This window comes from Vibrio vulnificus NBRC 15645 = ATCC 27562, assembly GCF_002224265.1.
GTDB classification, from domain to species: Bacteria; Pseudomonadota; Gammaproteobacteria; order Enterobacterales; family Vibrionaceae; genus Vibrio; species Vibrio vulnificus.
The window spans coordinates 2,594,362-2,615,938 of sequence record NZ_CP012881.1; the positions used below are offsets into that span (position 1 = coordinate 2,594,362).

Below are 21,577 nucleotides of genomic sequence, written 5' to 3' on the forward strand. Positions count from 1 at the left end.
TTTGCGTAATTTGTTTAATTATAAACGTGCACTCATGGATTTAGAGAAACTAACTCAAAGAGTAACAACAAAGAGTGCCAAACGGCGGTTTGCACTAGGGGAGATACTGATACTCAGTGAAAGTGCAAAGCGCGTCAATTCCACTCATCTCAGCTTGCTGAGGTGTTCAAAAATAGGGAAATTTCATGCCTACAGAAAAACCTACAATTATTTACACCATTACTGATGAAGCACCAGCGCTAGCAACTTACTCATTGCTGCCAATTATTCAATCTTTCACAGCTTCTTCAGGCATTAACGTTGAAACTCGCGACATTTCTCTAGCAGGGCGTATTATCGCCAACTTCCCAGAGCACCTAAAAGAAGAACAACGTATTGGCGACGCGCTTGCAGAACTTGGTGAGCTGGCTCAGACGCCAGAAGCGAACATCATCAAGCTGCCAAATATTTCAGCCTCAGTTCCTCAGTTGAAAGCCGCGATTAAAGAGCTTCAAGACAAGGGCTATGATCTGCCAAACTACCCAGAAGAGCCGAGCACTTATGAAGAAGAAGCTATTAAGGCGACTTACGATAAGATTAAAGGCAGTGCGGTAAACCCTGTACTTCGTGAAGGTAACTCGGATCGTCGAGCGCCACTGTCAGTGAAGAACTATGCAAAGAAAAACCCGCATTCAATGGGGGCTTGGAGCTCAGATTCGAAGTCTCACGTCTCGAGCATGACGGAAAAAGATTTCTTTGGCAGTGAAAAGTCCGTGACAGTAAACGGTGCAACAAATGTGCAAATTGAATTTGTTGCTGAAGATGGTTCTAAGAAAGTCCTAAAGAAAGCATTTGCGCTGCAAGATAAAGAGATCATCGACTCTGCCGTTCTAAACAAAAATGCACTTGTTGCGTTTTTCGAGAAAGAAATTGCAGAAGCTAAGCAACAAGATGTTTTGCTTTCGCTTCATATGAAGGCAACCATGATGAAGGTGTCAGATCCTGTCATTTTTGGTCATGCGGTCAAAGTTTACTATAAAGACGTTTTTGCCAAATACGGCGATCTTTTCGCTAAGTTGGGTGTTGACGTCAACAACGGACTTGGTGATGTATACGCGAAAATTGCAGCCTTGCCACAAGCACAAAAAGAAGAGATTGAAGCTGCAATTGCTGCGGTTTACGAATCTCAACCAGCGTTAGCAATGGTCGATTCTGACCGTGGTATTACCAACTTGCATGTACCGAGTGATGTGATCGTTGATGCATCTATGCCTGCAATGCTGCGCGCATCGGGCCAAATGTGGGGTCCTGATGGCAAGCAGAAAGACACCAAAGCATTGATTCCAGATCGTTGCTATGCAGGCGTCTATCAAGCCGTTATCGATTTCTGTAAAGAGCATGGTGCATTTGATCCGACAACAATGGGCAGTGTACCAAACGTTGGTTTGATGGCACAAAAAGCGGAAGAGTACGGCTCACACGACAAGACCTTTATCCTCGATGCGGCAGGCACTGTTAAAGTCGTTACAACAGACGGCGCTGTACTGCTTGAACAAGCAGTCGAAGAAGGTGATATCTTCCGTATGTGCCAAGTTAAAGACGCTCCAATTCAAGATTGGGTCAAACTGGCTGTCACGCGCGCAAGAGCAAGTGGTGCTCCTGCGGTATTCTGGTTGGACGAAAACCGAGCTCACGACGCCGAGCTTATTAAGAAAGTGAATGCCTACTTACCGAATTATGATACAGCAGGTTTAGAAATTAAGATCTTAGCACCGGTAGATGCGTGTAAGTTCTCACTCGAGCGCATCAAAGCGGGTCAAGACACCATTTCTGTGACTGGTAACGTACTACGTGACTACTTAACCGATTTGTACCCAATTCTAGAATTAGGTACATCGGCAAAAATGCTCTCTATCGTTCCACTGATGAACGGTGGCGGCCTATTTGAAACCGGAGCTGGTGGTTCTGCACCTAAGCACGTACAGCAAGTTCAAAAAGAAAATCATCTTCGTTGGGATTCTCTCGGTGAATTTTTGGCGCTAGCGGCTTCACTGGAACATTTGAGCGTGGTGTCTGGAAACGCTAAAGCAAAAGTATTGGCTGATGCATTAGACGCTGCGACAGGCGAGTTTTTGGATACAAACAAGTCTCCGTCTCGTAAAGTGGGTGAGTTAGACAACCGTGGTAGCCATTACTACTTGGCGGCTTACTGGGCGAAAGCGTTGGCAGAGCAAACCGCAGACGCTGAATTGGCGGCTGAATTTGCTCCAATTGCAAAAGCACTTGCAGAGCAAGAGGCAGTTATTGTCGCTGAGTTAAATGGTGCGCAAGGTGCACCAGGTGATCTTGGCGGTTATTACCTATTTGACGATGCTAAAACCTCGGCTCTGATGCGACCAAGTCAATCCTTAAACCAAGTGATTGAAGCTTAATGCAAAAAACAAAACCCGCCGAAAGGCGGGTTTTTCAATAAGAGCTAAAGCGTTGCTTAAAAGTGAATTTTGTCGCAATACCAGTCTTACTTCGTTGCTTGTACTTCGAGTGGAACGACGCTGCTAGCGTGGCACCCTTTCGGACCTTTCTCAATCTCATACGTGACTTGTTGGCCCGCTTTCAGTGTACGATAACCGTCCATCTGAATCGTTGAGTAGTGGGCGAAGATGTCGCCTTCCTCTTGATCTGAACAGATAAAACCAAATCCTTTGGCGTTATTGAACCACTTTACTGTACCTGTAGCCATGCTATACATCCCTCATGCATTTTGTTACTGATGTTGTTAGCCAATCTTTAGCCTGTGTAACAGACTGATGGCAAATTTGCTTTTAAGCTAAATTTAAGAATTTCGTGTGATGGATTTTTGGCAGTTAAACTTTTTTGCAAGTTTCGCGTTTTGCGAAGCGAAGCACTAAGTGAAGAAAAATTCATCAACACCAACCAATGTAGTCAATGATTTTGGCTAGTCAATAGTAAAAATGTATTAATAACAACATAATCGCAAACAGATCACTTTTGGGTTTAACATTTTTGCAAAAGTTTCTTTGTTGAGTGATTGAGCTTTTCCCTAAAATGAGTTGACGTCTGATGGCAAAAGCATCAAACAGTTGCAGATAAATAGCCTTGTCTCATCTTTTTATTTGCAGCCTGCTGTGGCGTGAATTAGTCTCTAAGTAAGGGAAATTACACGCGAAGGCTAACTGACTACACCGAACTTGGTGCTTATGGTAAAGTGTTTGCAGGTATCTGACTCTTTGTTGAAAGTCCCAAGTGTTTAATAGAAGCCATGAGTAAAAATTTTGAATGGATCACTCCAGATTCGGATTTACTGGAGAAAGAAATAACCCAGATTCAACCGCCCAAGAAGTACAACGTGGTGCTAAACAACGATGATTACACCCCGATGGATTTCGTGATTGATGTTCTTGAGCGTTTTTTTTCGCATGATTTAGATAAAGCTACGCAGATCATGCTGAAAGTTCACTACGAAGGAAAAGCAATTTGTGGCACGTATAGTGCAGAGATTGCTGAAACGAAAGTAGCGCAGGTAACGATGTATTCAAGGGAAAATGAACATCCGTTGCTGTGTACGATGGAGCAAGCGTAAAGATAAGACTTGCTCGAGCAACCAAGTTGTTCTCACAGGAGGTACTTATGCTTAATAAAGAATTAGAGTCGAGCCTGAATGGCGCTTTCGCTCGTGCTCGTGACAAACGACATGAGTTCATGACTGTTGAACACCTCCTACTCGCGTTGTTGGAAAACAATGCTGCGAAGGAAGCTCTTTTGGCGTGCAAAGCCGATCTCAATGCTCTGCGATATGAACTGGATGTGTTCATTGATCAGACAACTCCTCTTATTCCAGACAATGATGAAACTCGGGAAACTCAGCCTACGTTGAGCTTTCAGCGAGTGCTTCAACGAGCTGTGTTTCATGTTCAGTCTTCCGGTCGCAGTGAAGTCACTGGTGCAAATGTGCTGGTTGCTATCTTTAGTGAACAAGAATCGCACGCGGCTTATCTATTGAAGAAAAATGATATTTCACGATTGGATATCGTGAATTACATTTCTCACGGTATCACGAAAGCATCTGGCGCGAGTGATGACTCTTCTTCGTCAGACTCCTTCGGCAGCGATTCGAGTAGTGAAGAGAGTAGCTCAGAAGAACGCTTAGAAAGTTTTGCTACCAACCTCAATCAAGTTGCGAAAGATGGCCATATTGACCCTCTAATTGGCCGAGATAAAGAGTTGGAACGTACGATACAAGTACTTTGTCGTCGCCGTAAAAACAACCCACTTCTCGTTGGTGAAGCGGGGGTTGGTAAGACAGCCATTGCAGAAGGATTGGCGTGGAGAATTGTCGAGGGCTCGGTACCAGACGTTATTAAAGACAGCGTCATCTATTCCCTAGATATTGGCTCATTGCTGGCGGGAACCAAATACCGTGGCGATTTCGAGAAGCGTTTTAAGACCATTCTTAAGCAGCTAGAGAAAGAAAAAGACGCCATCTTATTTATTGATGAAATTCACACCATCATTGGTGCTGGTGCGGCTTCTGGTGGCCAGGTTGATGCCGCAAACTTGATTAAACCGTTATTAAGTGGCGGAAAGCTACGCTGTATCGGCTCTACTACCTATCAAGAATACAGCAACATTTTTGAGAAAGAGCGTGCTTTGTCTCGCCGTTTCCAAAAAATCGACGTTGTCGAGCCTTCGTTAGATGACACAACGAAGATTTTGATGGGGTTGAAATCTAAATACGAAGCGCACCATGATGTCCGCTATACCAACAAAGCGCTGAGAGCTGCGGTTGAACTATCTGCGAAGTACATTAATGAACGTCATTTGCCTGACAAGGCGATAGACGTGATTGATGAAGCGGGTGCACGTAGTCGCCTGACGCCAGCGAGTCGTCGTAAGAAAACGGTTGGAGTGGCAGATATTGAAGCCATGGTGGCTAAAATGGCTCGTATCCCAGAAAAATCGGTATCCTCTTCGGATAAAGATATTCTCAAGAGCCTTGATGACAAGATGAAAATGTTGGTGTTTGGGCAAGATGCGGCGATTGACGTACTTTGTGAAGCCATCAAGCTCAGCCGTGCGGGATTAGGCGCAGAAAACAAACCTGTGGGCTCTTTCTTGTTTGCTGGCCCTACTGGTGTTGGTAAAACTGAGGTCACCGTTCAGCTGTCGAAGATACTTGGGATTGAGTTATTACGCTTTGATATGTCCGAGTATGGTGAGAGACATTCAGTGAGCCGTTTGATTGGTGCGCCTCCAGGTTATGTTGGCTACGATCAAGGTGGTTTGCTCACGGATGCGGTGATCAAACATCCTCATGCCGTTGTGCTGCTGGATGAAATTGAAAAAGCGCACCCAGATATCTTCAACCTATTATTGCAGGTGATGGATAACGGCACGCTTACCGATAACAATGGTCGTAAAGCGGATTTCCGTAATGTCATCTTAGTCATGACCACCAATGCTGGTGTCGCAGAGACTGAGAAGAAATCGATTGGTTTGATTCAGCAGGATCATAGCCATGATGCGATGGCGGAAATTAAGAAAGTCTTCACTCCAGAGTTTCGTAATCGTCTCGATAACATCATTTGGTTTAATAGCCTTGATGAAGCGATTATTCATCAGGTGGTGGACAAGTTTATCGTCGAGCTACAAGTGCAGTTGGACGCGCGTGGCGTTTCTTTGGAAGTGTCTGAAGATGCTCGTCACTGGTTGGCAAACAAAGGTTACGATAAAGCCATGGGTGCCCGACCAATGAGCCGAGTTATTCAAGATAAACTGAAAAAACCGTTGGCAAATGAGCTGCTGTTTGGTTCGTTAATCGATGGTGGTACGGTGAAAGTCACGTTAGAGAAAGATGATTTGAAGTTTGAGTATCTGACAACGCGTGAAGAAGCGGTTCATTAAAAGTAAATAATAAAGCGAGCTAAGGCTCGCTTTATTATTGATAGCGTACACAAACGCGCGACGCAGTCGTTTCTGTACGCGACATGATTCTAGTCAAACAAAAAGCGGAGCATAGCGCTCCGCTTTTTGTTTGACTGCGATAATCAGAGATTAACGAGCACGGAAGACGATGCGGCCTTTCGATAGGTCGTATGGAGTCATCTCTACAGTTACTTTGTCACCCGTTAGAATACGGATGTAGTTTTTACGCATTTTGCCTGAAATGTGCGCAGTTACAACGTGGCCGTTTTCAAGCTCAACGCGGAACATAGTGTTTGGTAGAGTATCAAGAACAGTGCCTTGCATCTCAATTACGTCTTCTTTAGCCATTTAATCCTCTTAGAAACTTGGCGAATCTTGACGGTTACATAAGCCGTCAAAATGTAAAAAAGTAAAGTTGGGGCGTATTCTACCCTTGCCAACGCTGATTTACTAGTTTTTGGTGGCGATGAAAGCGAACTTTATAGTTCATCGCTGGGCACTCGTCAATCTGATAACCCAAATAGAGCCATTGTTTATTCTCTTCTTGGCAGTATTCCAATTGAAATAACACGGCCAGAGTCCCCAGAGATAGCTCATGTTCTGGTTCAAAAAAGGTGTAAAAAGCACTGGCGCAATGTTCCATGATGTCTGTCACTGCGACAGCGATTAAGCGCTGTCCTTCATAGATGTGGAGAAACTGCGTGGTTAGCCATTGATTACGAGAAAAATGAGCAAAGTCATCTTTTTTCGGGGGGTACATGGTTCCGTTACGATGTCGAGCAACAATGTATCGACTATAGAGATCGAACCAGTTTTCATCCATATTTCGCTTCATCGACCAGCTAAGGGGGCGTGCTTTGGCCAGCAAACGCTTTTGGCTGCGTGAAAGTTCAATGTCGGGTACTGATATGCGAATGGGTTGGCATGAGTGGCAGCTATCACAATGAGGCTTGTAGATGGTATTGCCACTGCGACGAAATCCATTGGCCAACAGAACTTCATAATTGTCAGCTGTGTGCATATCCGCCTCAAGTGCCACGGCGACTCGTTCTTTTCTCTCGGGCAAATAACTGCAAGGATGATTGTCTGTGAGCCCTATTTTAATTTGGTGGATATCTGAACTCATGCATTGTGCCTCTTCAACCATTGGGGTGAGAAACAACCCGACGTTACTCTCTGTTGTTTTAAGCATAGCAGCCGTTGGAGAAATTCCTCTCTCGGCAACGTAAAAGCCCCTAATGAGTGCAAATGAGAATTCATCACCTGGCAATCGATCAGTTTTCCACCATGCTCGCTGAAATGACGGCAAAAATACCATAACGCAATTTTAGATGCGTTGGTTTCGAGGCTAAACATCGATTCGCCACAAAACAGTTCTCCTATGCTAAGACCATAGAAACCACCAATGAGTTTTTGATCTTGCCAAACCTCAACCGAGTGACAGATTCCTTGCAACGCTAATGAGGTGTAGGCCGCTTGCATCTCATCATTCAACCAAGTTTCTTCCGCGGGGCGTGTGTTGCCACACAGCTTAATGACTTCTGGCGTCGTATGATTAATGCTGACTTGGTATTGAGCTTTTCTCTGGAACTTTTTAAGGCTTTTAGAGGGTGAGAAGGTGTTCGGATCAAAAACAGCTCGCGTTGATGGACTCCACCACAAAATCGGTTCTCCCGGCCCGTACCACGGAAAAATACCATGGTGATATGCCGCGATCAGTCTTTCTGGTGTGAGGTCACCACCAAAGGCCAACAAGCCATTGGGATCGGCCAATGCCTTTTCTGCAGGAGGAAAGTCTAAACTTTTACTATCAAGTTCTGTCAGATAGATCGCCATGTGAGAATATCTATAGTCCGGTTTGAGGAGATGTTTATGAAAAAATGGTTGTATTGCCTGCTGTTTATGCCGTTTCTAGTGCACGCAAACTATGAGAGGAATGTAGCAAAGCCAGTGAATAAAGTCATTTATGGCGAAGTAGAATCAGTTCGATACATTTCTCAACAGGAGATTATGCGCTCTCAAGCCGAAGGATGGAAAACATTGCTCGGTGCCACGATGGGGGGGGTAGTTGGCAATCAGTTTGGAGGAGGGGCAGGAAAAGAGGTTGCAACAGCCATTGGCGCAGTAGCGGGAGCGGTGATAGTACAAAACCAAGGTCAAAGTGAATACCGCATTGAATATCAACTGGTTGAATTGTTGATTAAGACGGAAAAGGGGCAGTTGATTAATGTTATTCAGGATGTGGATAAGAACATGTTATTCAACCGAGCGGATAAGGTTCGGATGCTTTATTTTGATGATGGGGTTAGGGTTGATTTAGCACTGTAGATTTGAGTAATTATTCACTCATTTTCACTGGTTTTATCGGTTTTTTTTCGTTAGTCTGAAGTCACGAAGAATAAGTTGAAGTCCTCACTTTAAGGAAAACGGGACTCAAGGATTAACTCAATTAATGGAAAGCCTTACGTTACAACCGATTAAAAAAGTCAATGGTGAAGTGAACCTGCCTGGTTCAAAAAGTGTTTCTAACCGCGCCTTGTTATTGGCTGCCCTTGCTAAAGGCACAACGCGACTCACTAACTTGTTAGATAGTGATGATATCCGTCATATGCTTAATGCGCTAACGAAGCTTGGCGTGCATTATGAGCTCTCTGCCGACAAAACTGTTTGTGTTGTGGAAGGCTTAGGCCGACCGTTTACAGCGGCTGAAGCTCAGGAGTTGTTTTTAGGCAACGCCGGTACAGCGATGCGCCCACTTGCCGCAGCGCTTTGTTTGGGCAAAGGGGAATTTGTACTGACGGGTGAACCACGAATGAAAGAGCGCCCTATTGGGCACTTAGTGGACGCCTTAAGAGAAGCGGGTGCCCAAATCGAGTATCTTGAAAACGAAAACTACCCACCGTTGAAAATCAACGCAACAGGCTTACAGGCGGGAACTGTCAATATTGACGGTTCTATTTCTAGCCAGTTCTTAACTGCATTTTTAATGGCGGCACCGTTAGCACAAGGTGAAGTGAAAATTCATATTGTCGGTGAACTCGTTTCAAAACCTTACATCGATATTACACTGCACATCATGAAGCAATTTGGTGTGGATGTGGTCAATAACGCCTACCAAGAATTTATTATTCCAGCTGGTCAAAGCTATGTTTCCCCTGGTCAATTCTTGGTGGAAGGGGATGCCTCGTCGGCGTCTTATTTTCTTGCTGCTGCCGCCATTAAAGGTGGCGAGATCAAGGTAACGGGAATCGGCAAAAATAGCATTCAGGGAGACATCCATTTTGCTGATGCTCTTGAGAAAATGGGTGCCGAAATTGAGTGGGGAGAAGACTATGTCATCTCTCGCGTTGGTCGCCTAAAAGGCATCGACATGGATTACAATCATATCCCTGACGCGGCAATGACCATTGCTACCACGGCTCTTTTCGCCCAAGGCACAACAGCCATTCGCAACGTGTACAACTGGCGAGTAAAAGAAACCGATCGATTATCCGCTATGGCAACGGAGTTACGTAAAGTGGGCGCGGAGGTGGAAGAGGGGGAGGATTACCTCATCGTTAATCCGCCACAACAACTCACGCATGCCGCCATTGATACTTATGATGATCACCGTATCGCGATGTGTTTTTCCTTGGTAGCGCTGAGCGACACTCCTGTGACCATTAACGATCCGAAGTGCACGTCAAAAACATTTCCGGATTACTTTGACAAGCTGGCTTCACTGAGTGAGTTAGCGTAAGAATAAAAGCCTTGGTGAAATGCCAAGGCTTTCTTTTCTCCGTTCAGCGTGAAGTTGTCGCGGTGTTGGTTGCGCACGCTTGTTGAAATGTAAGTCCGAGCAGGTACATAGTAAATCTATGCTGATGGAGATTTACTCGCTTACCGGCTAACATCAACGTCAACTTGTTTATGGGAATATTGGCGTATCAGTGGGGAGATTATTTGTTGAGAGTAAACTCTTTCGACAAATGGTGCGCGAGATACTTAAACATGTTGAAAACCGACGTGGTATTGGCTGTTGGTAGTCCGTTATGGTCTAAGAAATATTCGCCTTTAAACACCAGTACGCCATCTTTTTCGTCGACGCTGGTTGCTCTCATTCCCTCTATGTAATCGTCATGCTCTTGGATGATGTGGTTGGCAATTAATAGCAGTTCAAATTCAGAAATGGATTTCTTGTCACTCATTTTCTTAGCGCCTTTACTATGATTTACGAGCGATAGTCTAGAGTCTTGACGGGCGAATTCAATCGCTATTAAAGAATCCGAGGCAAAAAGCAGACGGTTGCTTGATGCTGATCAGTAAACGTTTTGTGACATGCAACAGAAAAATTAGGTTTTTATTAGCAACAAAATTCATCCGTTGCTTAGTATACGGCGGTCTACAGTTTCCGCATTTTGTCGACATGAGCAAAAATCGTTGTCTATTGTTTAGCGATGAATTGTCGAGCAAACAAATTCGAAATGTAAAAAAGCAGTTGATCTTCTTTTCATCTCGCACAATAGTAAAAAAAGAAGCAATGAAATAGTACAACGTACCGATTACTTTTCTCGTGAAAACGAAAAGTAATGTGATCATTTTTTAAGGACGTTAGAGTCAATATGGGTAAATCGCTCGTTATAGTGGAGTCGCCAGCTAAGGCTAAAACGATCAATAAGTATCTTGGAAAAGACTTTGTGGTTAAGTCGAGTGTTGGTCATGTACGCGACTTGCCTACAGCAGGTCAGAGTACAGGCGAAAAAGCGGCTGCCATTTCTACTAAGGGTATGAGCGTAGAAGAAAAGGCTCGTATCAAGCAAGAGAAAGATCGTAATGCACTGATCAAGAAAATGGGTATCGACCCATATCATGATTGGGCTGCAAATTATCAAATTCTGCCAGGCAAAGAAAAAGTTGTCAGCGAATTACAAAAGCTAGCTAAAGACGCTGATTTTGTTTATCTCGCAACCGATTTGGACCGCGAGGGGGAAGCTATTGCGTGGCACCTTCGTGAGATCATCGGTGGCGATGAAGCACGCTATAAACGAGTCGTTTTTAACGAAATTACTAAGAATGCAATTCAGCAAGCATTCCAAAAACCTGGCCATCTCAATATGGATGGGGTTAACGCACAACAAGCGCGTCGATTCATGGACCGCGTTGTGGGCTTTATGGTGTCCCCATTACTGTGGAAGAAAGTGGCTCGCGGTTTGTCTGCAGGTCGTGTGCAATCGGTCGCTGTGAAGCTTTTGGTGGAACGTGAACGAGAGATCAAAGCGTTTGTACCGGAAGAATTTTGGGACATTCACGCCAACACACTGACGCAAGAAACGATGCCATTTAAGCTTTTGGTTGCTCAAAAGTCTGGTGACGCGTTCCGCCCAGTCAATGAAGCGGAAACCAACGCCGCTCTGGCGGTTCTGCAAAAAGCACAGTTTGAAGTTTGTAAGCGGGAAGATCGTCCAACAAAGAGCAAGCCTTCAGCGCCGTTTATTACGTCAACGCTCCAACAAGCGGCAAGTACTCGCTTAGGCTATGGCGTTAAGAAAACGATGATGTTGGCTCAGCGTTTGTACGAAGCAGGTTACATCACCTATATGCGTACTGACTCGACCAATTTAAGCCAAGAAGCGGTAGAAGCAGTTCGTGGGTACATCAGTGATGAATTTGGCTCTCGCTACTTGCCAAAAGCACCATTGGTTTATGGTAGCAAGCAAGGGGCACAAGAAGCGCACGAAGCGATTCGTCCTTCAGATGTCAACATCAAAGCAGATGCTCTAGAGGGTGTTGACGCTGACGCACATAAACTTTATGCCTTGATTTGGAATCAGTTTGTCGCCTGTCAAATGACTGAAGCTGAGTACGACTCAACGACGGTGAGCGTTAAAGCTGCAGAATATACCTTGAAAGCAAAAGGCCGTATTCTGAAATTTGATGGTTGGACTCGCGTGCAGCGCCCATTGGGCAAAAATGAAGATACGATCCTTCCAGCGGTTCAAGTGGGCGATAAGCTAAACCTTGAGTCCTTAGAGCCGAAACAGCACTTTACTAAGCCGCCGGCTCGTTTTACCGAAGCTGCTTTGGTTAAAGAGCTAGAGAAGCGCGGCATTGGTCGCCCTTCAACTTATGCCTCCATTATCTCGACTATTCAAGACCGTGGTTACGTAAAAGTGGACCAGCGTCGTTTCTACGCCGAGAAAATGGGTGAAATCGTGACTGACCGTCTTGATGACAGTTTCAACGATCTGATGAACTACGACTTTACTGCTCGTATGGAAGAGAAGCTGGATAAAATCGCCGAAGGCGATGTGAACTGGAAAGACGTTCTGAATCAATTCTTTGCTGACTTCACCACGGATCTTGGCCGCGCCGAAGAAGACGAAGCGCATGGCGGTATGAAACCAAATCATATTGTTATGACCGATATTCAATGTCCGACCTGTTCGCGTCCAATGGGCATTCGTACTGCTTCTACTGGGGTTTTCCTTGGCTGTTCTGGCTACGCATTGCCAGTGAAAGAACGCTGTAAGACGACCATTAATCTTGGTGATGAAGAAGGCATCATCAACGTTCTCGAAGAAGACGTTGAAACTGCTGCGCTTCGAGCAAAGAAACGTTGTCCTATCTGTGAAACCGCGATGGATGCATACCTGATCGATGATAAACGTAAGATGCACGTATGTGGTAACAATCCAAACTGTGAGGGTTACTTAGTCGAGCATGGTGAGTTTAAAGTAAAAGGTTATGATGGCCCTGTGGTTGAGTGCGACAAGTGTGGCAGTGACATGGTGCTCAAAAACGGTCGCTTTGGTAAATACATGGATTGCACGAGTGAGACTTGCAAGAACACGCGTAAGATCCTGAAAAACGGTGAAGTAGCGCCACCAAAAGAAGATCCTGTGCATTTTCCTGAGTTGCCATGCAGCAATTCAGATGCGTACTTTGTTCTTCGTGATGGTGCTGCTGGTTTATTCCTCGCCGCGAGTAATTTTCCGAAATCTAGAGAAACGCGTGTGCCGTTGGTTTCTGAGTTGGCTCGATTTGCTGAGCGTTTGCCAGAGAAATACAAACACCTTGCAGAAGCGCCAACACAAGATCCTGATGGGGTCGAGGCGGTTGTTCGTTTTAGCCGTAAAACCAAAGAAAACTATGTACGCACTGAAGTTGATGGAAAACCGACAGGTTGGACAGCACTCTATGTTGATGGTAAATGGGAAGTAACGGATAAACGCAAAAACGCGAAATAACCGAGTTTGACGAAGCAGCCAACATTGGCTGCTTTTTTTATCTCTATCGCTCACCAATTAGCTCTATTCTCCCTCATGACAAGCGCTGATGACACAGTCGATATCTATGGGATCTCTTTGTCATCGCTCTTTCATATGCCTGACTTATTCTGTTCACATGTGCTTAAGAATGTGCGTGTCGGAAATGTGTAACTTAGCTGTTCGGGATATGTAAATAAACACCTGTTTGAGTGTGACCCAGGTAACGACTTCCCAACGCAACAAATGCATGCAGCACACAATACCCTATTTGAAATTGTAATTTGTTGGAAGTGCGATAACTTATACGAAACTTGTGCAATATTAATGTAATGCCTTGATCAACAATGATTCGGCTTAAAGAATTCAAGGTTTGCGCAAGGGATAACAATTTGAGCTCAGTGTCCCCCCACATAGTGAACTCACTGAGTCTTCTAGCTATAACGAAATGGAGAACAACGAATGGCTGGTGTTTTGGGAATGATTCTTGCTGGCGGTGAAGGTTCAAGGCTACGTCCTTTGACGGAATCTCGTAGTAAACCTGCGGTGCCTTTTGGCGGTAGTTACCGCCTAATCGACTTCGCGTTAAACAACTTTGTGAACGCAGACTTGATGCGTATTTACGTGTTAACGCAGTTTAAATCTCAATCTCTGTTCCATCATATGAAAAAAGGGTGGAACATCAACGGTATTACTGATCGTTTTATTGATCCCATTCCCGCACAGATGCGCACTGGCAAACGTTGGTATGAAGGCACGGCTGACGCTATCTACCAAAACCTGCGTTTTATGGAGCTATCTGAACCAGAACAAGTGTGTATCTTTGGTTCGGATCATATTTACAAGATGGATATTAAGCAGATGCTTAGTTTCCACAAAGAGAAACAAGCCGCATTAACCGTTTCTGCTTTAAGAATACCACTAGCAGAAGCGTCGCAGTTTGGTGTTATCGAAGTCGATGCAGAAGGGCGTATGGTGGGCTTTGAAGAGAAGCCTAAAGCGCCTAAATCGATTCCGGGTGACCCAGACTTTGCCTTGGTTTCAATGGGTAACTATGTGTTTGAAGCGGATGTGTTGTTCGCTGAGTTGATTGAAGATGCGGACAACGAAAACTCATCCCACGATTTTGGGAAAGATATTATCCCTAAAATGTTCCCACGTGGTGACGTATTCGTGTATGACTTTAGCCAGAACCGTATTTCCGGAGAAAAAGCTGAAGTGTATTGGCGTGATGTCGGTACCATTGATGCTTACTGGCAAGCGCACATGGATCTGTTGAAAAAAGACGCGCCATTCTCTCTATACAACCGAAAATGGCCGCTGCACACCTATCAGCCACCATTGCCTCCTGCGACGTTTACCGACTCAGACAACGGGCGTGTACAAATTATTGATAGCCTAGTCTGCAATGGCAGTTACGTACGTGGTTCACGTATCGAAAAGTCTGTGCTAGGTTTCCGTAGTAATATTGCTTCAGCCTGCGATATTAGCGAGTCTATTTTATTGGGTGATGTCAAAGTTGGGGAAGGCTGTGTGTTACGTCGTGTCATTGTTGATAAGGACGTAGATATCGCGCCAGGAACGCAAATTGGTGTGAATTTGCAGGAAGACAAAAAAATCTTCCATGTCTCCGATGAAGGTATCGTTGTTATTCCAAAAGGAGCAAGAGTTGGCTACTAACCCTTTGTCGATTCTGTTTGTAGCATCGGAAGTAGAAGGTTTGATCAAAAGTGGTGGCTTGGCGGATGTTGCCAAGGCACTGCCTGAAGCTTTGGTGAATCTTCAGCATGATGCGAGAATTGCCATTCCGGCTTATACCGCAATTCCTGATGTGTGTGATGATGAAATCATCCTCGATACACACTTAGAATCTTGGCCTCATACTCATTATCAAGTTAAAAAACGTTTCTTGGGCGATACGCCAGTCTATCTCATTGCGTGTGCGCACTATTTTGATCGTCCTTCGATGTACGCTGAGAATAATCAGGCGTATACGGATAACGGTGAGCGCTTTGCTTTTTTTAGTGCTGCTTGTTTGGATATGTTACCAAAGATTGGTTTCCAGCCTGAGATCGTGCATGCCAATGATTGGCATACAGGCTTAGTCCCATTCTTGCTTAAGCACCGTTACGGTCAAGATCCATTTTTTGCTCAAACAAAGAGTATTTTGTCGATCCATAATGCGGTCTTTAAAGGTGTCTTTCACTATGATGAGATGCAGTGTTTACCTGAATTTCATTGCCGAAATGTACCCGATGCCGCCGTCAGCTCTACGCATATGACGATGCTGAAAGCGGGCGTGATGAGCGCGGATAAAATCAACGCTGTGAGCCCAACCTATGCAGAGGAGCTGAAAACTGAACTTGGCAGTCATGGCATGGCGTGGGAATTTCAAACGCGATCTGATGATCTTGTCGGGATTCTGAATGGCTGCGATTATTCTGCATGGCATCCAGATACTGACAGCTATTTACCCATCAACTACAAAGCAACTAAGCAGAGTATGGTGAGAGGGAAAAATGGCTGTAAACGTGCGCTTCAAGAGCAAGTCGGCTTACCTGTAAAGGACGTCGCTATGTTTGGTATGGTGTGTCGTTTGACGCATCAGAAAGGGGTGCATTATCTATTGCCAGTATTGACTGATTTCCTGAAGTTGGATGTTCAGCTGGTTTTGGTTGGGACCGGTGACCCGTTGCTTGCTGCGCAATTACGTGATGTTGCAGCTCAGTTTGGTGAAAAGTTTGTCTTTGTTGAAGCTTATAACAATCAACTCGCACACTTAGTTGAAGCCGCATCCGATTTCTTTTTAATGCCTTCAGAGTTTGAGCCTTGTGGCTTAAATCAAATCTATAGCATGGCGTATGGCTCCTTGCCGATCGTGAGAGGTGTTGGGGGTCTAAAAGACAGTGTATGTGATTACGATGTGAATCCAGAGACTGCGACAGGATTTGTGTTCTATGAGCCCACAGCGCAAGCGTTGTTGATTACCATGCAAAGAGCGTTGTTATTGTATGCACAGAATCTAACAGAGCTTCGACGAGTTCAGCTGTACGCGATGGAACGAGATTTTTGCTGGAACAAGGCAGCAGAGCAATATGTTGAGTTGTATCGTTCTGCGCTAAAATAGAGTAAAAGTTCTGAAATATGAATGGAAAGGCACTGATTATGGTGCCTTTTTACGTTTTTTAACCGAACTCAAATAGAATTTGAATTGATATGTGGTAGGATTCTTGCCTCCCATTCTTACTATGGTGATTCATTGACTATCCTTGTGGCGGAAGTCCCCATTTCGATTGGATTGCTATTTGATACATCACCATTGCAAGTGGGTTAGCTATACTGTTTAAACCTTTTAGTTTTCTCTTTTTTTGGCGTTGTTTTATGGCTCAAGCGTTACTATTTCACAAAACTTATCTCCATCCTACCAGCCAAGAGTGGGTGGTTTTTGTGCATGGTGCGGGTGGCAGTTCGTCCATCTGGTTTAAGCAAATTAAAGCGTACAAGCAGCATTTCAATCTGTTATTGGTTGACTTACGTGGGCACGGTAAATCCAATCAACTATTAAAAGAATTGATCAGTAACCGCTATACCTTTGGGGCGGTGACGCAAGATATCCTCAAGGTGCTTGATCATCTTAAAATTCACTCCGCGCATTTCGTTGGGATGTCTCTAGGGACGATCATTGTCCGAAATCTAGCGGAACTGGCGGGGGAAAGGGTTAAATCCATGGTGCTTGGTGGTGCGGTAACGCGTCTCGATGCGCGTTCTCGTATCTTGGTCTCTCTAGGTAACTTTGGCAAGCATGTGCTGCCCTATATGTGGTTGTACAAGCTGTTTGCCTATATTGTGATGCCGCAAAAAAATCAGCAGGAATCACGTCATCTCTTTATCCGTGAAGCGAAGAAGCTGTGTCAAAAAGAGTTTAAGCGTTGGTTTATACTCGCGGCAGAGGTGAATCCACTGATGCGTTATTTCAAAGAGCGTGAATTGCCGATCCCAACGCTATATTTGATGGGAGAGCGTGATTATATGTTTATTAAACCCGTCAAAGAGATGGTTGCTGCTCACACCCAGAGTGAGTTGCTAGAGATAAAAAACTGTGGCCATGTGTGCAATGTGGAAAAGCCCGACGAGTTTAACCAGCATTCGATCGATTTTATCCAACGCCAAATCTAATAAAACATGAGGAAGGCTAGTGCCTTCCTCTGTCAATTGCGCTCATTACTCAAGTACTTGCCCACAATGCCAGCAAGCTCCAAATTGACCTTCTATTTCTTCTCCGCACTGTGGGCATAGCCAATTTTGATGCGCTACTTGCTGCTCACGATAGCTGGCTAATATCGCTTTAGCAAAATCGACTTTCTCAGGTTCCAATAGCCAAATGTATGGATTGGTATCCTCAGTTGCTGGTAACTCACCTCTCAAGCCAAATAAACCCTCACCTCGAACCTCACATTGTACCGCTTCATTCATCAGTAATTGGCACACGATATGCGCTTCTATAGGCGTGTTGGCGGTGAATATCTTCATAAGTGAATTCCTTTTATGAAGAGAGTTGAGGTCTAAATTTACTCATGATCCATTTTACAGCGATAGGAAACACACCCAATAACGCAAATGAGGCTAATACTGTCGGTGAAAGTATCCCCGACAACGAGTTGATGTCGGCCAATTGTGTCCCCGCATTTAGGTAGACAGCCGTACCAGGTAGCATGCCTATCTGGCTAGTAAGATAGTAACGACCAATGGAAATTGGTGTTAAACCCATTAGCAAGTTAATCAGGAAAAATGGGAAGACAGGGATCAAGCGTAATGAAAATAGATAAAAGGCGCCATCCTTTTCAACGCCTTGGTTGATCGCGCTAAGTTTGTCTCCAAAACGTGCCTGCACCCAATCTTTTAGCAGGTAGCGACTACTCAAAAATGCGATGGTTGCCCCAATGGTGCTGGCAAACGAGACAAGCAGTAGGCTATACCAAAAACCAAACAGAGCAGCGCCTAATAGCGTGACGACGGTAGCTCCAGGAACTGAAAAGGCGGTAAGACCAACGTAAATGACAAAATAGCTTATTGAAGAAAACAGAAAGTTTTCTTCAATAAAACTGTTCAGGGCAAGTTGTTGTGCTTTAGCGTTGTCGAGTGTGAGGTATTGACTAAAATTAACCGCCAATAAAATAATGGTCGCGATAAGCAAGATTCCGAATACGAGTTTTTTGTTCATTCAATTTTTCTCCAGATAGCTTGGTTATCAGACCTGATTGAGACAGAAAATCTTTCAAACGATATAAAAAAACCACATCATTTTGATGTGGTTTTAATCTATAAGAAATAATAAACGTGCTTGCCTACAAAGACAATTTATTCACTAATTCGTCTCGACGTTGCTGAGGAATCACACTCCAGTGCGTACCATTGATGGCTCCCTCTAACGCCCAAAGCAGCTCTAAGCTCACGGCACCACTGTGGGTGTTTTTAATCGCTTCGTACGCACGAACCGCGCCTTGAGATTCCAACTGCTCGACTGTTTCAATTCCCGCCTTTTTAAGCATTCGTTCGGTGGCTAAACGCAGGTTAGGTAGGTCTTTTAATCGTTCAGGTTTTGCTGTTGCTTGCTGTTGTTTATCATTATTAGCACTGGCCAATGCACGTTTGGCTAAAGCGAGTAGTGCATTTTGGTCTTGCCATAGCGCGTCTGAAATCGCGTAGTACTTAGTGACAACAGGAAACCCACGCTTAGTATAAACGTATGGTTTGAGCCCTTGCTTTTCAAAAAGTAATGTTGATTTTTGATCTGCGCGAATATGAAGCTGGTCTTTCACCACAAGTGCGAACATGGTCTCATCTGCAAAAAGGCCGAATCCGCCAAACATTGAGCGAGATTTTATCGCACCAAGTTGCTCAAAAAGCTTCATTGAATCTTTGAGTATCGGTTTATCCATGATGTGTTATCTCGGTGTAATTACTATTACGCCACCAAATCAGGTCCGAGAGATTAGCAAACCAATGCAAATACAATGTCATTAATGGGTAAACTTGTTGTTATGCATTTTTGCCATCGGTAACCCCGCTACCTACCAAAAAACGTCTGGTTTAGGCCGGAGGCTTTGCGTCCCACTTTTTCAAATGGTTTGCCCTGTGCGTGACACTAGAAGGATACGATTTCTATTGGAGTAACATCACATTTTCAAATAAAAAATGTGACATTGGTTCAAATAATAGTTGCAGTTAAGTGAATGAATACTCGATTTTAAGAACTTAACAGAATTTGACTTAACAAATCACTTACTAAGAATGAAAAAAAAGCATCCAGATTTGGATGCTTTAGAATATTAGTCTTAACTAATTGATTTTTTTAACGGTATCACGAACCACTAACTCGGGATGCATTTCAAACACGCGTTTGTCATGCTCTTTGTCCTTAATACGTTCGAGAAGGATCTCAAATGCATTTTTACCAACACGGCGTTTTGGCTGGTGGATGGTTGTTAGCGGTGGTGAGAAGTATTCCGCCAACTCAATATTATCGTAGCCGATCACAGAGATGTCTTCAGGAATGCGAAGGCCTAACTGTTGAAGGCGGCTCATCAAACCCAGTGCCATGGTGTCGTTGAAGCAGAAGACCGCCGTTGGGCGATCTTGCCACGACGCGATCTTGTCAGCAGCCATCACAGCCGTATCACATTCAAAGTTTCCTTCAAGGATCCACTCGTTGTTAACGGTAATATTGGCTTCCTTCATCGCGCGTTTAAAGCCTTGGATGCGCTCTTGGCACGCGGCTTTTTCAAAGTGACCACTTAAACACGCAATTTTTGTATGACCATTTTCAATCAAGTACTTAGTGGCCAAGTAGCCACCTTCCTCTGAGTTATCGATAATTTTATCGGCTTGTGAGCTGATTGGACCCCAGTCCATAATCACTTTAGGAATATCTGCATGCTTATCAAGCATTTCGCGTAGTTCTTCAGTGAGGTCTGAACACATCACCAAAATGCCATCTACGCGTTTTTCCGCAAGCATACGAATGTAATCACGTTGCTTCTCGTAGATACCGCCGGTATTACAAAGAATTAGCGTATAACCTTGGCGGTAACAGTAGCTTTCTACGCCATCAATCACTTCAGAAAAGAACAAATTGGTAGATTGAGTGACCAGCATACCAATAGTACGAGTTGTGTTGCACTTTAGGCTACGCGCTACTGCGCTAGGCGCGTAGTTGAGCTCGTCAACCGCTTTCATGACTTTTTCTTGAGTGGCTTCTGCAACAAAACGCGTTTTGTTGATTACGTGCGACACTGTGGTCGTGGATACTCCAGCGAGACGCGCGACATCTTTAATTGTGGCCATAGGTATTGTCCTGTCTAAGGTTGCATTTTGAATCTACGATTCTTTGTTGCAACACAGTTTGCTACCTTTCTCCGAATTCGCTTTGTAAGGAAGACACACTAGAAAAGCAGCAGCTTAGCTTTAAATAAACACAAAAACCGCTGTATTTCAGCGGTTTGCATTAAAATCATATTTTATCGATTGCGGTCTCAATTCTAGACCGAGACGGCAAGAGTGGCAACCTACTCAAACAGCGAATTGTGTATCCGTGTTCACACTTTAGTGGTTAAAGTGTAACCGAGTGTTTGCTCTATTGATAAGGGCGTAATTATTATCCAACTAAATAGTCGCTGTCCAGCATACAAAACGCAACAAGTAGTTTTATTGCGCTGTTATAGAAGCCAAACTCATCATATTGTGCTGCTCGTTGAGAGAAGGTAGGTAACCAAGAGAGCAACATTTCTTGAATAAATGTGTTTTGCTCGATGAAAGCATCTTCCATGTGGCGATCTTGTTCAAACTCATTTGAGCGAATGATGAGGTTGCCAAGAAAGTCGAGCATGATCGCTAAGTGATCGGCCGGTTCATTCAGTTGTTGATTGACCTGCACACCATGTTTTTTTAGCCAAGCATCCATTTTTTGTGCCGGCTCGCCATTGAGTAGGCCATCTTTTGTAAGGTAAATTGATGCGTATGGAAGTGCGCCATGTTTTGCGGTTTTCAAAAATAGGTCACAAAAATCTGCCGCTAATTCCAATTGCGCATCTTGACGGTCAACAAGACGATTGAGTGCGTCGACAAAGGCGTTAACGGATGGTCGCAGAGCATCGTTTTCAGCCAATCCCGTTAAAAACGCTCTAATTTCCATGCTTTGATATTTATCGAGTTCTTCCTGAGTCAGTTCTTTGGCAAATAAGCTGGAAAGCCACCAATATATTTCCGCACGTTTTTCATTAAAGGCTTTTATCTCTTGCATCATTTATCGCTCCTAAATCAATCTCCTATAAGTGTAACCAAAAAAAATGAATAACAATAACGCCTATTGTTAAGAAAAATATAAATATATTTGAGCTTGTTAATGGTCTGAT

19 protein-coding genes and 1 riboswitch are annotated in these 21,577 nt (G+C 44.3%); of the genes, 9 read left to right on the forward strand and 10 right to left on the reverse strand.

Going from position 1 to position 21,577, the window contains the following annotated elements:
* Positions 1 to 185 precede the first annotated feature (185 nt).
* The gene (locus AOT11_RS12030) at positions 186 to 2,411 is read left to right on the forward strand and encodes an NADP-dependent isocitrate dehydrogenase (protein ID WP_017421997.1); all 2,226 of its coding nucleotides are present in this window, start codon (positions 186 to 188) and stop codon (positions 2,409 to 2,411) included.
* 86 nt (positions 2,412 to 2,497) lie between these two features.
* On the opposite strand, the gene cspD is transcribed toward AOT11_RS12030, so the two are convergent.
* Complete coding sequence (cspD, locus tag AOT11_RS12035) at positions 2,498 to 2,719, reverse strand: cold shock domain-containing protein CspD (RefSeq protein ID WP_013571399.1); 222 nt, start codon at positions 2,717 to 2,719, stop codon at positions 2,498 to 2,500.
* Between the two features lie 540 nt (positions 2,720 to 3,259).
* Between cspD and clpS the strand changes: the two genes are divergently transcribed.
* Positions 3,260 to 3,580: an ATP-dependent Clp protease adapter ClpS gene (gene clpS, locus AOT11_RS12040; RefSeq protein ID WP_011080003.1), complete on the forward strand. Its 321-nt coding sequence runs from the start codon at positions 3,260 to 3,262 to the stop codon at positions 3,578 to 3,580.
* Between the two features lie 47 nt (positions 3,581 to 3,627).
* Positions 3,628 to 5,901 (forward strand): ATP-dependent Clp protease ATP-binding subunit ClpA, encoded by a 2,274-nt coding sequence (gene clpA, locus AOT11_RS12045; protein ID WP_017421996.1) that lies wholly within the window; start codon positions 3,628 to 3,630, stop codon positions 5,899 to 5,901.
* 150 nt (positions 5,902 to 6,051) lie between these two features.
* Here the strand turns inward: clpA and infA are convergent, their stop codons facing one another.
* The 3 genes from infA to aat form a co-directional block, all read right to left on the reverse strand.
* Complete coding sequence (gene infA / locus AOT11_RS12050) at positions 6,052 to 6,270, reverse strand: translation initiation factor IF-1 (protein ID WP_001040192.1); 219 nt, start codon at positions 6,268 to 6,270, stop codon at positions 6,052 to 6,054.
* A 79-nt stretch (positions 6,271 to 6,349) separates the two neighbouring features.
* Positions 6,350 to 7,048 (reverse strand): arginyltransferase, encoded by a 699-nt coding sequence (locus tag AOT11_RS12055; protein WP_026050616.1) that lies wholly within the window; start codon positions 7,046 to 7,048, stop codon positions 6,350 to 6,352.
* The gene (aat, locus tag AOT11_RS12060) at positions 7,045 to 7,758 is read right to left on the reverse strand and encodes a leucyl/phenylalanyl-tRNA--protein transferase (RefSeq protein ID WP_026050617.1); all 714 of its coding nucleotides are present in this window, start codon (positions 7,756 to 7,758) and stop codon (positions 7,045 to 7,047) included. Before aat ends, AOT11_RS12055 begins: the two co-directional genes overlap by 4 nt.
* Positions 7,759 to 7,788: 30 nt before the next feature.
* On the opposite strand from aat, the gene AOT11_RS12065 reads away from it, so the two are divergent.
* Both AOT11_RS12065 and aroA read left to right on the forward strand, forming a co-directional pair.
* Positions 7,789 to 8,250, forward strand: a complete 462-nt coding sequence (locus AOT11_RS12065) for an outer membrane lipoprotein (RefSeq protein ID WP_017421994.1) — start codon at positions 7,789 to 7,791, stop codon at positions 8,248 to 8,250.
* A 124-nt stretch (positions 8,251 to 8,374) separates the two neighbouring features.
* A complete protein-coding gene (gene aroA / locus AOT11_RS12070) occupies positions 8,375 to 9,661 on the forward strand; it encodes a 3-phosphoshikimate 1-carboxyvinyltransferase (protein WP_017421993.1) in 1,287 nt (428 codons plus the stop codon).
* A 199-nt stretch (positions 9,662 to 9,860) separates the two neighbouring features.
* On the opposite strand, the gene AOT11_RS12075 is transcribed toward aroA, so the two are convergent.
* Positions 9,861 to 10,109, reverse strand: a complete 249-nt coding sequence (locus tag AOT11_RS12075; protein WP_017421992.1) for a YciN family protein — start codon at positions 10,107 to 10,109, stop codon at positions 9,861 to 9,863.
* A 414-nt stretch (positions 10,110 to 10,523) separates the two neighbouring features.
* On the opposite strand from AOT11_RS12075, the gene topA reads away from it, so the two are divergent.
* The 4 genes from topA to AOT11_RS12100 all read left to right on the forward strand — a co-directional run bounded on the left by topA (position 10,524) and on the right by AOT11_RS12100 (position 17,342).
* Positions 10,524 to 13,148: a type I DNA topoisomerase gene (topA, locus tag AOT11_RS12080; protein WP_017421991.1), complete on the forward strand. Its 2,625-nt coding sequence runs from the start codon at positions 10,524 to 10,526 to the stop codon at positions 13,146 to 13,148.
* Positions 13,149 to 13,628: 480 nt separating this feature from the next.
* Positions 13,629 to 14,846, forward strand: coding sequence for a glucose-1-phosphate adenylyltransferase (gene glgC / locus AOT11_RS12090; RefSeq protein WP_017421989.1), 1,218 nt, complete (start codon positions 13,629 to 13,631; stop codon positions 14,844 to 14,846).
* Positions 14,836 to 16,293, forward strand: coding sequence for a glycogen synthase GlgA (gene glgA / locus AOT11_RS12095; protein ID WP_026050618.1), 1,458 nt, complete (start codon positions 14,836 to 14,838; stop codon positions 16,291 to 16,293). The genes glgC and glgA overlap by 11 nt, the downstream gene beginning before the upstream one ends.
* Before the next feature lie 254 nt (positions 16,294 to 16,547).
* Positions 16,548 to 17,342, forward strand: coding sequence for an alpha/beta fold hydrolase (locus AOT11_RS12100; protein WP_017421987.1), 795 nt, complete (start codon positions 16,548 to 16,550; stop codon positions 17,340 to 17,342).
* Positions 17,343 to 17,387: 45 nt separating this feature from the next.
* Here the strand turns inward: AOT11_RS12100 and AOT11_RS12105 are convergent, their stop codons facing one another.
* The 5 genes from AOT11_RS12105 to torD all read right to left on the reverse strand — a co-directional run bounded on the left by AOT11_RS12105 (position 17,388) and on the right by torD (position 21,468).
* Positions 17,388 to 17,696 (reverse strand): putative signal transducing protein, encoded by a 309-nt coding sequence (locus tag AOT11_RS12105; protein ID WP_017421986.1) that lies wholly within the window; start codon positions 17,694 to 17,696, stop codon positions 17,388 to 17,390.
* A gap of 13 nt (positions 17,697 to 17,709) precedes the next feature.
* The gene (locus AOT11_RS12110; protein ID WP_017421985.1) at positions 17,710 to 18,387 is read right to left on the reverse strand and encodes a TVP38/TMEM64 family protein; all 678 of its coding nucleotides are present in this window, start codon (positions 18,385 to 18,387) and stop codon (positions 17,710 to 17,712) included.
* A 124-nt stretch (positions 18,388 to 18,511) separates the two neighbouring features.
* Positions 18,512 to 19,105: a TfoX/Sxy family DNA transformation protein gene (locus tag AOT11_RS12115; protein ID WP_011150802.1), complete on the reverse strand. Its 594-nt coding sequence runs from the start codon at positions 19,103 to 19,105 to the stop codon at positions 18,512 to 18,514.
* A 115-nt stretch (positions 19,106 to 19,220) separates the two neighbouring features.
* Positions 19,221 to 19,309, reverse strand: a riboswitch (cyclic di-GMP riboswitch).
* A 196-nt stretch (positions 19,310 to 19,505) separates the two neighbouring features.
* Positions 19,506 to 20,510 carry an HTH-type transcriptional repressor PurR gene (gene purR, locus AOT11_RS12120; protein ID WP_017421984.1) on the reverse strand — a complete coding sequence of 335 codons (1,005 nt, stop codon included), beginning with the start codon at positions 20,508 to 20,510 and terminating at the stop codon, positions 19,506 to 19,508.
* Positions 20,511 to 20,820: 310 nt separating this feature from the next.
* Positions 20,821 to 21,468, reverse strand: a complete 648-nt coding sequence (gene torD / locus AOT11_RS12125) for a molecular chaperone TorD (RefSeq protein ID WP_017421983.1) — start codon at positions 21,466 to 21,468, stop codon at positions 20,821 to 20,823.
* Between the last annotated feature and the right edge of the window lie 109 nt (positions 21,469 to 21,577).